The organism is Ensifer sp. 1H6 (assembly GCF_001976035.1).
Classification (GTDB): domain Bacteria; phylum Pseudomonadota; class Alphaproteobacteria; order Rhizobiales; family Rhizobiaceae; genus Ensifer; species Ensifer canadensis.
In genome coordinates, this window is the sequence record NZ_MOAI01000002.1 from 172,226 (window position 1) to 182,910 (window position 10,685).

General features: G+C 60.5%; 13 protein-coding genes. 5 read left to right on the forward strand and 8 right to left on the reverse strand.

The window, feature by feature from the left end; translation table 11 throughout:
- Window positions 1-48 precede the first annotated feature (48 nt).
- Window positions 49-468 (reverse strand): RNA polymerase-binding protein DksA, encoded by a 420-nt coding sequence (gene dksA, locus BKP54_RS03690; RefSeq protein WP_025427181.1) that lies wholly within the window; start codon window positions 466-468, stop codon window positions 49-51.
- A 415-nt stretch (window positions 469-883) separates the two neighbouring features.
- Here dksA and BKP54_RS03695 point away from each other — a divergent pair, with 415 nt between their 5' ends.
- The 3 genes from BKP54_RS03695 (at window position 884) to BKP54_RS03705 (ending at window position 4,101) form a co-directional block, all read left to right on the forward strand.
- Window positions 884-1,405, forward strand: coding sequence for a histidine phosphatase family protein (locus tag BKP54_RS03695; protein WP_057208685.1), 522 nt, complete (start codon window positions 884-886; stop codon window positions 1,403-1,405).
- Between the two features lie 120 nt (window positions 1,406-1,525).
- Window positions 1,526-3,019 carry a YcjX family protein gene (locus BKP54_RS03700; RefSeq protein WP_025427183.1) on the forward strand — a complete coding sequence of 498 codons (1,494 nt, stop codon included), beginning with the start codon at window positions 1,526-1,528 and terminating at the stop codon, window positions 3,017-3,019.
- The gene (locus BKP54_RS03705; protein WP_025427184.1) at window positions 3,016-4,101 is read left to right on the forward strand and encodes a TIGR01620 family protein; all 1,086 of its coding nucleotides are present in this window, start codon (window positions 3,016-3,018) and stop codon (window positions 4,099-4,101) included. The genes BKP54_RS03700 and BKP54_RS03705 overlap by 4 nt, the downstream gene beginning before the upstream one ends.
- A gap of 110 nt (window positions 4,102-4,211) precedes the next feature.
- Here BKP54_RS03705 and BKP54_RS03710 read toward each other — a convergent pair whose 3' ends face one another.
- Both BKP54_RS03710 and BKP54_RS03715 read right to left on the reverse strand, forming a co-directional pair.
- On the reverse strand, window positions 4,212-5,000 hold the full coding sequence (locus BKP54_RS03710; protein ID WP_025427185.1) for a molybdopterin-binding protein: 789 nt from the start codon (window positions 4,998-5,000) through the stop codon (window positions 4,212-4,214).
- Complete coding sequence (locus tag BKP54_RS03715; protein ID WP_162249743.1) at window positions 4,997-5,860, reverse strand: cytochrome b/b6 domain-containing protein; 864 nt, start codon at window positions 5,858-5,860, stop codon at window positions 4,997-4,999. Before BKP54_RS03715 ends, BKP54_RS03710 begins: the two co-directional genes overlap by 4 nt.
- 248 nt (window positions 5,861-6,108) lie before the next feature.
- Here BKP54_RS03715 and BKP54_RS03720 point away from each other — a divergent pair, with 248 nt between their 5' ends.
- Window positions 6,109-6,660 (forward strand): hypothetical protein, encoded by a 552-nt coding sequence (locus BKP54_RS03720; RefSeq protein WP_025427187.1) that lies wholly within the window; start codon window positions 6,109-6,111, stop codon window positions 6,658-6,660.
- 69 nt (window positions 6,661-6,729) lie between these two features.
- Here the strand turns inward: BKP54_RS03720 and folK are convergent, their stop codons facing one another.
- From folK to folP, 3 genes are read right to left on the reverse strand one after another with little or no spacing between them, the layout of a single operon-like run.
- Window positions 6,730-7,242: a 2-amino-4-hydroxy-6-hydroxymethyldihydropteridine diphosphokinase gene (gene folK / locus BKP54_RS03725; RefSeq protein WP_025427188.1), complete on the reverse strand. Its 513-nt coding sequence runs from the start codon at window positions 7,240-7,242 to the stop codon at window positions 6,730-6,732.
- Between the two features lies 1 nt (window position 7,243).
- A complete protein-coding gene (folB, locus tag BKP54_RS03730; protein WP_025427189.1) occupies window positions 7,244-7,612 on the reverse strand; it encodes a dihydroneopterin aldolase in 369 nt (122 codons plus the stop codon).
- Between the two features lie 14 nt (window positions 7,613-7,626).
- Window positions 7,627-8,478, reverse strand: coding sequence for a dihydropteroate synthase (folP, locus tag BKP54_RS03735; RefSeq protein ID WP_025427190.1), 852 nt, complete (start codon window positions 8,476-8,478; stop codon window positions 7,627-7,629).
- Between the two features lie 105 nt (window positions 8,479-8,583).
- On the opposite strand from folP, the gene BKP54_RS03740 reads away from it, so the two are divergent.
- Complete coding sequence (locus BKP54_RS03740) at window positions 8,584-9,213, forward strand: DUF922 domain-containing protein (protein WP_025427191.1); 630 nt, start codon at window positions 8,584-8,586, stop codon at window positions 9,211-9,213.
- Between the two features lie 463 nt (window positions 9,214-9,676).
- Here the strand turns inward: BKP54_RS03740 and BKP54_RS03745 are convergent, their stop codons facing one another.
- Window positions 9,677-9,997, reverse strand: coding sequence for a 2Fe-2S iron-sulfur cluster-binding protein (locus BKP54_RS03745; protein WP_025427192.1), 321 nt, complete (start codon window positions 9,995-9,997; stop codon window positions 9,677-9,679).
- A gap of 181 nt (window positions 9,998-10,178) precedes the next feature.
- Window positions 10,179-10,547, reverse strand: a complete 369-nt coding sequence (locus BKP54_RS03750) for an Hpt domain-containing protein (RefSeq protein ID WP_025427193.1) — start codon at window positions 10,545-10,547, stop codon at window positions 10,179-10,181.
- Between the last annotated feature and the right edge of the window lie 138 nt (window positions 10,548-10,685).

Sequence of the window (10,685 nt, forward strand, 5' to 3'; positions counted from 1 at the left end):
GCGGTCAACCCGCGCCTTTTTCTCAAGACTGATCCGGAAATCGGACCCTTATTCGTCCCTATAGACCTTTTCCCGACGCTCGTGGCGCTCCTGCGCCTCGATCGAGAGCGTTGCGATCGGTCGGGCGTCCAGACGCTTCAAGCCGATCGGCTCTCCCGTTTCCTCGCAATAGCCGTAGGTCCCTTCATCGAGCCGCTGTAGCGCCGCATCGATTTTCGAGATCAACTTCCGCTGACGGTCGCGGGCTCTCAGTTCAATCGCCCGGTCTGTTTCGGAAGAGGCCCTGTCGGCGAGATCGGGATGATTGGCGCTCTCCTCGGCCAAGTGATCCAGTGTCTCGCGTGCCTCGCGAAGGATGTCGTTTCTCCAAGCATTCAGCTTGGCCCGGAAATAGGCCCGGTGGGTGGCATTCATGAATTCCTCGTCCTCCGAGAGGACAAAGGTACTAAGATCGATCTTCTCACTCAACGCGATTCTCCTGAAGAACATCTCATTGCGGCGGTGTATAGCCCCATGGAAGCCGCGATTCAAGCCTCGGATTAGACACTCAACCGTATTTTAACAATGCTTGCAATTCAGGCTAACTGGCGAATATTTCATCAAAATTACAGATGAGATCTTAGTCGTAGAGATGATCACCTACCCGGCGCCAAGAAGACCGGTCGTAACTTGGATGTTCTGCCGCCAGCGCGACGCCGCCCTTTTGCCGGGATTGGTGCGCCCGGCGGCAACCGGGCAATCCCCTGAAAAAAGCGGTTCACAGCTTGATCTTTGCATCATCGACGGGAAAAGGTGGTGATCCGCCGCGAGACGCGCAAGACCCCGATCCGGCGATACTTTATCCCGTCGCGACCCGCGGCCGGCAGCTACCGGAATTCAATATATGCAAGACAGTGCCGCCAGGCCCTTCCGTCTCTTCCTTCTGCGTCATGCCCGCTCCGGTTGGGCCTTGCCCGGTCAACGTGATTTCGATCGCGCGCTCGACGACGTAGGATATGCCGAGGCGGAACTGATCGCGCAGATGGCTGCCGATCGCGGCATCCGGCCGGAGCTGATCTTGTGCTCGACGGCGGTCCGCTGTCGCCAGACCGCGGAACCCTTCTTCCGATCCGTCAGCGAAGACATCCAGATCCGCTATGTCGATGCGCTCTATACCGGCCCGGCAAGCGTCTATACCGATATCATCGATGCAAACAGGCATCTGAATTCGTTGATGATCGTCGGACACAATCCGATGATTGACGAACTCTTCCGCCGCTTTGCCGGGAACGAGGCGGCGACCGACGCCCTTCCGCATGGTTATCCGCCGGCAGCCCTTGCGATCCTTGACTTACAGGGAGGCCCAGGCGGCGCCGCAACGGCCACGCTGGTGTCGCTGATCCTGCCAACCAGGGAACCGAAATGACATGCCATTGTTGCGGTGCGGGAAATATTTCCTATATCGCCAAGGCAAACAGGACCTGCCGCACGTCTGGCAGACATTCGCATGAACGAAAGCGGCAAGGTCCGCGAGGGATAGCACGACTTGGCGCCAAATCTGACCAGCTTCAAAGACGACGCCCTGATTGCATTCGACAATCTCACCGATCGTGCATCGGGCCTCGTCAATCCCTCTATCCGGCTGGGCGTCACCGGGCTTTCGAGAGCCGGAAAGACCGTCTTCATCTCGTCGCTGGTCCACAATCTCCTCAACGGCGGACGGCTGCCGGTGTTCGAGCCGGTGCGCTCCGGCCGCGTCTCGAAGATAAGGCTTGAACCCCAGCCGGACGACGCCGTGCCGCGCTTTCAGTACGAGGATCACATTGCCGCCCTGGTGCGCGATCGTATCTGGCCGGATTCGACCCGCGCGATCTCGCAGCTTCGCATTACCCTCGATTTCGAGAGCGCCAGCGGCTGGAACAGGCTGTTCTCGGCCGGCCGGCTGTCGCTCGATATCGTCGATTATCCCGGTGAATGGTTACTTGATCTGCCGCTACTCGCACAGGATTTCAAGCAGTTCAGCGACAATTCGGTTGCCCGCGCCCGTGCTCCGGGCCGCGCCAACCGGTCGGCGGATTGGCTGACGCTTGCCTCATCTGCGGGACCAACGGCGATCGCCGATGAAAGCAGCGCGCGCCGGCTCGCCGAAAGCTTCACCGCCTACCTCAAAGCCTGCAAGGCGGACGCGAGCTCGCCCTCGACCCTGCCGCCCGGTCGCTTCCTGATGCCGGGCGATCTCGAGGGCTCACCTGCCCTGACCTTCTCGCCACTGCCCGACCTGCCCGAGGGCCGTGCGCCGAAAGGTTCGCTCTGGGCGATGATGGAGCGCCGCTACGAAGCCTACAAGAAGCACGTCGTCGGCCCGTTCTTCCGCGAGCATTTTGCTCGGCTCGACCGTCAGATCGTGTTGGTGGATGCGCTACAGGCGATCAATGGCGGGCCGGAAGCGCTGCTCGATCTGGAGCAGGCGCTGGCCGACGTGCTCGCCTGCTTCCGTCCCGGCACGAACAGCTGGCTCTCGTCTTTCCTGACCCGACGGATCGACAAGGTGCTGATCGCCGCGACGAAGGCGGACCATCTGCACCACGAAAGCCACGATCGGTTGGAGCGCATCACGGCGCGTCTCGTCAGCCGGGCAGCCGCCCGCATCGGCATGAGCGGTGCGGGGCTCGAGGTCATGGCGATCGCCTCGGTCCGGGCGACACGCGAGGCCACGGTCGACCATGGAGGGCATACGCTTCCGGTTATCGTCGGAACACCGATCGCTGGCGAGAAGATCAACGGCGAGACCTTCGACGGTGAAGGGAAAACAGCGATATTTCCCGGTGACTTGCCGGATGATCCTGAAGTTTTTTTTAGGGCGCTTGATGCCGATGCGTCGGCGAAAAAATTCGGCGACGTGCACCCGATGCCCGAGCTCAGTTTCGTGCGCTTCCGGCCGCCGCATCTTGAAGAGACGGGCGGCGGATTGAAGCTGTCGGTGCCGCATATCCGGCTCGATCGGGCGATGCAGTTCCTGTTCGGAGACCGGTTGGCATGAGTGACGATTTCAACAGCCGTGGCCGAAAGCCCGGTGCTTTTTCGGTGAACCCGGATCCGGAGCAGAAGCCGGCGGAAAGCGACCGCCCCCGCCGCGCCCCGGCGAGCTTCGACGACAAGGTGGTGATGACCCCCGACACGGAGGATCCCTTCCGGGAAACGACGCTTGGCGTCGAAAGCCTCGCTTTGCCGGAGGCAAACCCGCGCAGGCGTCGCCTGTCCGTCGGCAAGATCGCCATGGGGGCATTCGGCATTCTCCTCTCGCTGGCGACGGGTCTTTGGGTCGACCGCCTCATCCGCGACCTGTTTTCCCGCGCCGACTGGCTCGGCTATGCCGCAATGGGTATCGTTGCCATCGGGCTCCTGGCACTGCTGGTAGTCATTGGCCGCGAGCTTTCAGGCATGATGCAACTGACTGCCGTCCAGAGCTTGAAGACGGAAACGGAGAATGCCGCCGCTTCCGGCAATACCAAGCTGGCACGGTCCGCTTCGGAAAAACTCGTCCATCTTCTCGCCACCAATCCGCGCACGGCACGCGGTCGTACGCGCCTTAAGGAAACCGAAGGCGAAATCATCGATGGCCCGCATCTGCTTGACCTGACGGAGCGCGAATTGTTGACGCCGCTCGATCGCGAGGCCCGGCGCATCATTCTCGCCGCTTCCAAGCGCGTGTCGATCGTCACCGCCGTCAGCCCCCGCGCGCTCGTCGATCTCGGCTATGTGCTTTATGAATCCGCTCGCATGATCCGCGCGATGGCCGAGCTTTATGGCGGCCGCCCCGGTACGCTCGGCATGATCAGGCTGATGCGCGACGTTATCGCCCATCTCGCTGTCACCGGCTCGATCGCCGCCGGTGACAGCCTCATCCAGCAGGTGCTTGGCCACGGCTTGGCGTCAAAACTCTCGGCCCGGCTCGGCGAAGGCGTAATCAATGGACTGATGACCGCCCGCATCGGCATCGCTGCCATGGACCTTTGCCGACCGATGCCTTTCAGAGCACTGAAACGTCCCGGGATCGGCGACTTTCTTTCGGACCTCGCGCCCGGTGCCGGTCGCGCGGCTAGTCAGAACGGCGACGTCTAGAAACGACTGCATGTTTCCTAAAACCTACCCGACTTAAGGATGAAAACATGCAGAAATTCAAAGTGCTTCAGCGACCTTTGCGCGTCTGAAAAGACGCGCGGCCTGTAGAACTAGATGCCCGCATACCACTCATAGCCCAAGTCTTCCCAGAAGCCGCCGCGTCCACGACCGAACGTCGAAAGATCCGCAACGACCTCGATGGCACTGATGTACTTCGCCATCTTGTAGCCGAGCTGCCGCTCGATGCGCACTCGAAGCGGCGCGCCATTGGCGACCGGAAGTGACCGTCCGTTCAATCCATAGGCAAGGATCGTCTGCGGATGGCGCGCATCGATGAGGTCGATCGATTCGTAGTAGGCCGTCGGTCCGGAAAGCCCGAGACCCATGCGATCGAAGCAATGGAAGACGACATAACGCGCTTCCGGTCTGATCTTGGCTTCATCAAGTACCTTGGCAAGCGGAACGCCCGACCATTTGGCGATGCAACTCCAGCCCTCGACACAGTCGTGGCGGGTGATCTGTGTCCGCGACGGCATGTTGCGCAATTCGGCCAATGTCAGGCTGAGCGGCTTTTCGACCAAACCGGTGACGCCGAGGCGGTATCCGGAAAAATCCTGCTGGAGGGCGATATACTCCGGGTCGGTCGGATCGGTCGAGCCGTTCGGCCGTTGTCCCTGGCGGATTTCGCTTTCGGCGAACTCAGGCGCCAGCCGGTCCGCGTCCATCAATAGCCGCTGTACCCGATAAGTCAGGCTGTTCGCCGATGCCAGGACATCACGGACCGGGCTTCTGTTTTGCAGGATTCCATCGAATGCATCACAACCTGCAAGAGGCAACGTCGAGGCGGCAATGCCGGCGGCGGTCAAAAAGCGCCTGCGATTGATCAGAAGCCGCGTCATTGCCCTGCCTCCTTGCGCTGCGCCTCGCTATCGATGCGGTAACGCCCTGTTATCATCGAGCGCAATTCGTTGATCGGCCCGGCGGCAAAAACCATGAAGATGTGTATGGCGAAGAAGCCCACGAGCAAAAGCATGACGACGAAGTGGATCGTGCGTGCCGTCTGTCGACCGGCAAAGACGTCGATCAACCATGGCCAGGCCGCGTCCATGCCCGGCGACATCGTCAGCCCCGTCAGGATCATCAACGGAAAAAAGACGAGCAAAACAGCGGCATAGGAGAGTTTCTGCAAGCCATTGTAGCTGCGGCCGTGATCGAATCGGAACCGCACGTGGTTGACGAAACTTCGTGGCAGGCCGCTGATATCGGAGGCCGATGGCAGGATGTCGCGCCACAGGTGCCCGTTGATCAGGCTCGCAACCAACCAGACAAGAAAGACGGTCGCAAAAAGCCACGCGAAGAAGAAATGTATCACCCGGCCCGTCGCCAGGTCTTGATAAGAAGGCACCGTTAGCCAGGCTGGAAATGCCCTGTAGTCACGCCGGTCTGCGGCGCCGCTGACCCCGAGAACACCCGTCGTGTCGACCCCCAGGCCGAGCAGCGTCGTCACGCCCCTGACCTCTCCATCTTGCGTCCGGGCGGCGCTGATGGACAGCACGCCGTTGTCGAAGGCAAAGCCCGATTGCTGCCCAAGATAAAGCGTCGGGTGGGCGTTGAAGATCTGCAGGCCACTCAGGAGCAGGAAGAACAATGCCAGTGCCCACAGCCAATGGGTCAGCCGCGTGGCAAGTCCGTGGCGGCGGATTATGAGTGCCTGCGAGATGTCCGTTTCCGGGGTGGTGCTGTTGATCGCCGCTGCCATCATGAAACCTCCGCGTTTCAAGTGGATACGTACGCCGTTGCGATAGAGTTTCATAAACACGTCTGCGCGCATCGTAGCACATGACGGTGAGGCCGCCGTGACTGCCTTGCAGCCATCCGATCTGCGGCGCACAGAGCGCATCACCGACACAAAGAAGCCTTGATATCAGCCCGAAAGAAACCGTCCATTAACCATTTGCGCGCAAATGTGGCTCCTAGTTTCGGACGTTGACCCATCAAGGATCGTTTATGTTCTCGCGCCCTTCTTTGATCGCTCGCGGCGCTGCCGCCTTCGCGCTCGCAGCAACCGTCGGCGTTGCTACGCCAGCCATTTCCGGTGGCAAGGACAAGGCTTTCTTCGAGAAAGTCTCCGGCCAGTGGAAGGGCCCCGGCGAGATCGTCGCCGGGAAATACAAGGGCACCAAGTTCACCTGCGATCTCGCCGGCGAACCGGTTGCCGGCAATGATGCCGGCATCAAGCTCGACGGCTTCTGCCGCGTCGGCGTGTTCAAGCAACCGATGTCGGCGCTGATCACCCAGAAGGGCGGCAGCTACACCGGAAAATTTCTCGACGGCGCTGATGGCAAGGGTCTCGACGTAGTCTCCGGCAACGTCGCCAAGGACAAGGTCGTCGTCGGCATCAACCGCAAGAAGCTGAACGGCGCGATGATCGCCCGGCTCCAGAACGACTCGACCATGAACATCACCATCTCGGTGAAGGTCGAGGATACAATGGTGCCGGTGATCGGCGTCAGTCTCAACCGCCAGCTCGACAACATCGCCGTCGGCTCGATCAAGTAGACGACAGTCCAGATTGCGGAGAAAAGCCCCGGCCAAACGCTGGGGCTTTTCTTTTTGTGCTACTCGAACTCAGGCCCCTGCCCGCCACCAGCCCCTGTCTTCGTCCACCACCTCGATGCCGGTGACGTCGGCATCCGCCAGCCAGTCTTCGACCCGCCGTCCGTTCACACGCATGCCGGAGGCAAAGTCCGCAAGCGGCATCAGGACGAAACCGCGCGCAGTCATGCGCGGATGTGGTAGCTCCAGCTTGGTCTCGGTCTGGGACAGGTCGCCGAAGGTGAGGACATCGATGTCGATCGTGCGCGGGCCCCAGCGTTCGTCGCGCACCCGCTTCATCTGCCGCTCGATATCAAGGCAGGCGTCCAGCAATGCCTCCGGGCCGAGCAACGTTTCGACTTCGGCGCAGGCGTTGAAGAACCAGTCCTGATCGGTCTTGCCCCAGGGTGGTGTCCGATACAGACGCGAAACGGCCCGAACCGCGCAATCCGGCCTGGCATCGAGCATCTGCAATGCATCTGCCATGGCCCTTCTCGGCTCGCCCAGGTTTCCGCCAAGTCCCAAAGTTGCGATATGCCCGCTCATCTCAGGCGACGTGCTCGACCGTGACTTCGACATAATCGAGAATTCCGGGAACCGGTGCATTCGGCTTGCGGACGGAGACCTTGGCACGCCGGACCTGCGGAAAACGCACGCACAGGGTCTTTGCGACCTCGAGCGCCAGCGCCTCGATCAGATAGCGCCGCCGACCGGTGACGATGCGCTCGATTTCGGTAAAGGCGATGCCGTAATGCACGGTGTCGTCGATCGAATCATCGACCAGCGCCGAGCCTTGCTCCACTTCAAGCTCCGCATCGACGAAAAACCGTTGCCCGAGGAATTCTTCCTCGTCGAGAACGCCATGGCGCGCAAAGAAGGCACAGTTTTTCAGGGTGATCGTATAGGTCGCGCTCATGGTTTTCCGTCCCGTCAGCTCTTCTTTGCACCCAGCATAGCATCCGCCACCATCAGCGCATCCCTGCTGTTTGCGACATCATGTACGCGGAAAATGGCCGCACCCGCCATGCGTAGCAGGGCCGTGGTCGCCGCGGTGGCGGCATCGCGGTCCGCCGGCTCTCGTTCGGTGACAGCACCAAGGAACCGCTTGCGTGACGTGCCGACCAGAAAAGGCAGCTCGAAACGGTGCAATTCGGTAAACCGCGCCATCAGTTCGAGGTTCTCTTCCGTGTCCTTGGCAAAGCCGAAGCCCGGATCAAGCACGATCCGTTCGCGTTCGATGCCGGCTTCTGCCGCGATCTGCAGCGAGCGGTCTAGGAAATGGAACTGGTCGTCCACCACATCGGCAAGCTTCTGGCGATCGCGGCCTGTGTGCATGATGCAGAGCCCGGCGCCCGTCTGCGCAGCAACCCGCGCGATATCCGGTTCGCGCTGAAGGCCGTGCACGTCGTTGATGATGTGGGCGCCAGCGTCGACGGCAAGCCGTGCGGTCTCTGCCCTATAGGTATCGACTGAAATGAGCGCATCGGTGTCGCGCGCCAATGCCGCGATGACCGGAAAGATCCGGTTCTGTTCCTCTTTGGCACTCACGGGCGCTGCGTCCGGTCTGGTCGATTCACCGCCAACATCGAGGATCAGGGCGCCGTCGTCGATGCAGCGCTTGCCCTGGACAACGGCTGCTGCCGTATCCGTGAAACGACCGCCATCGGAGAAAGAGTCGGGGGTAACATTGATGATCGCCATCAAAACGCCACGCGGCCCCAGTTCGAGACTACGGCCATGCGCCAGCTTCCAATGAAAATTTTGAAATGGATTGTAAGTCATTTCCCCTCACGATGCGCCGCAGACAACCATTTCGATTTGCTGTTGCACCCACGCTGGCTATGCCCCAAGCTTGATTGAAGTTCAACTAAAGAGAACTACGCATTGATGTCTCGAGTACGCGTTCCGTTCAAAGCCGCCCTTCTTGCCCTTCTGGTTGCCATGCCCTTGGGCTCTGCGTCCGGCGAAACGGTGATAAACAAGAGCTTTTCCTATTTCTCGATCGGCGGCCGCACGGCGGCGGACCTCGACAAAGCTCTGTCCAAAGCCGGGCCGATGATGAAATCGACGGGCGCGCGCCATCCGGGCGCGACGCGGATCAAGTTTGGCGGCACGATCACCTACGTCAATCGCGGCGGACGCTGCGCGGTCGGCGTCGCCCGCGTCACGCTCAGCACGCGCATCATCCTGCCGCGCTGGAAATATCGCAAGCAGGCCAGCCGCGACCTCGCTCTGGTCTGGGATACGTTGTCGAGCGATATCAAGCGGCACGAGGAACGCCACGCCGAGATCGCCCGCAACCACGCCCGCGAGATGGAGAAGATGTTTCTGGCCCTGAGGCCGCAGGCGGACTGCGAACAGATGCAAGAAAGCGTCACACGCGCCAGTACCGAAGCGATCGCCGCTCACGACAAGGACCAGGCCCGGTTCGACCGGACGGAGGCGGCCAATTTCGACAAGCGCATAATCCGATTGCTGCAATACCGGCTGGATGCGCTGAAGAAAACGCAGCGCTAGACAGGTCGCTGTTCAACGGTCACGACCGACATAAGCATAGCCGGAATATACTTTGAGGCGACCTGTTCAACGAGTGCGCACCCACAGTATTTTATTGGTGAAATCTAGCGATAGCTACAGCTGAGCGACTCGCTTATATTCAGAATATGGAACGTGGGGGCGAATTGAAATCCAACCCTCCGTTGTCGAAAGGAATTTGGCGGACCATCATGGTCTTGCACGACGTATAAATATTGCCGTTACTTGAGTTCAGCAGTGTCGTTTCGTTTCTTTAAGCGCAAAGCTCGACGACGCAGCAAATACAGGTTCTCCTGGCGTGTCTTCATGCAGCAGATGTTCCCTCCCTCATCTGCGTGCGATGCGCCCTCCTAGCCTCGCTCGTCACACGACCAGCGAGGCGCTTTTTTGGCAAACATGACATCAATAGATCGATAGACTGAAGATGGGCGCCAACGGCCAGCGATCAGGCCTGGCGTTCGGGCACGTGCACGACGAGCCCGTCCAGCGCATCGCTGACCTTGATCTGACAGGAAAGCCGCGAGGTCGGACGGACATCATAGGCGAAATCCAGCATGTCCTCTTCCATCGCTTCCGGAGCGCCGACGACAGCCGTCCAGGCATCGTCGACATAGACATGACAGGTGGCACAGGCACAGGCCCCGCCACACTCCGCTTCGACACCCGGAACCGAATTGCGAACGGCGTTCTCCATGACGGTCGAGCCGTTCTCGACATCGAGTTCGTGGCGCGTGCCATCAAAGGCAACGATCGTAAGTTTTGTCATGTCACTTTCCGGAATAAGCTGATGGGACTGGCCGATTGCGCAAAGCCGCGCGGGGCGGCGGGCGCGAATTCAGGGAAAGTTCTTCCAACAATTCGGCCATCCAGTCAACAACAGCCGGCAGTTGCATCGCGGACGCAGCGTTTCAGCGCGGGCCGCGATGCACCTTTGTGGCTCGCTGCAATCAGCGGCAGAGCTTCAGGATAAACAGTTCAGCCTCAAGCACGCTCTCTGCAAGAACGTCGGGCAAAGCCGCATCGGTCGGACGCTGTTCGATCGCGCCGGCCGCAGCAGCGACGTCGACGGCGCCGACAGCGAGTGCGGCCCCCTTCAACTGATGGGCCGCCTGGGCACGTCCATTCACGTCGCCATCGGTGATTTCCTTCATCACCTTGCGTGCCTGACGGGCGAACAATTGCAGCACTTCGATTTCGAGCGCCTTGTCTCCCATTGTCTGCGCGGCAAGGTGGGCAAAATCGATGGGCTTCTTGCCGGAAAGAGAAGAGCTACCCGGAGTGTCGGGAGCTTCGAAGGCAATTCTGAGGGCCGCCATGAGCCAATTTCCCTATTGTTTGTATGCTGTTGGTCTTTATCCGACGCCGTCCCGCGACATTCGCGGTCCAATTGCCATGGGCGGCACGGACACCGTGACCGACGACGCCTGTTCACCAAGCTTCGTCGCCGGACGATC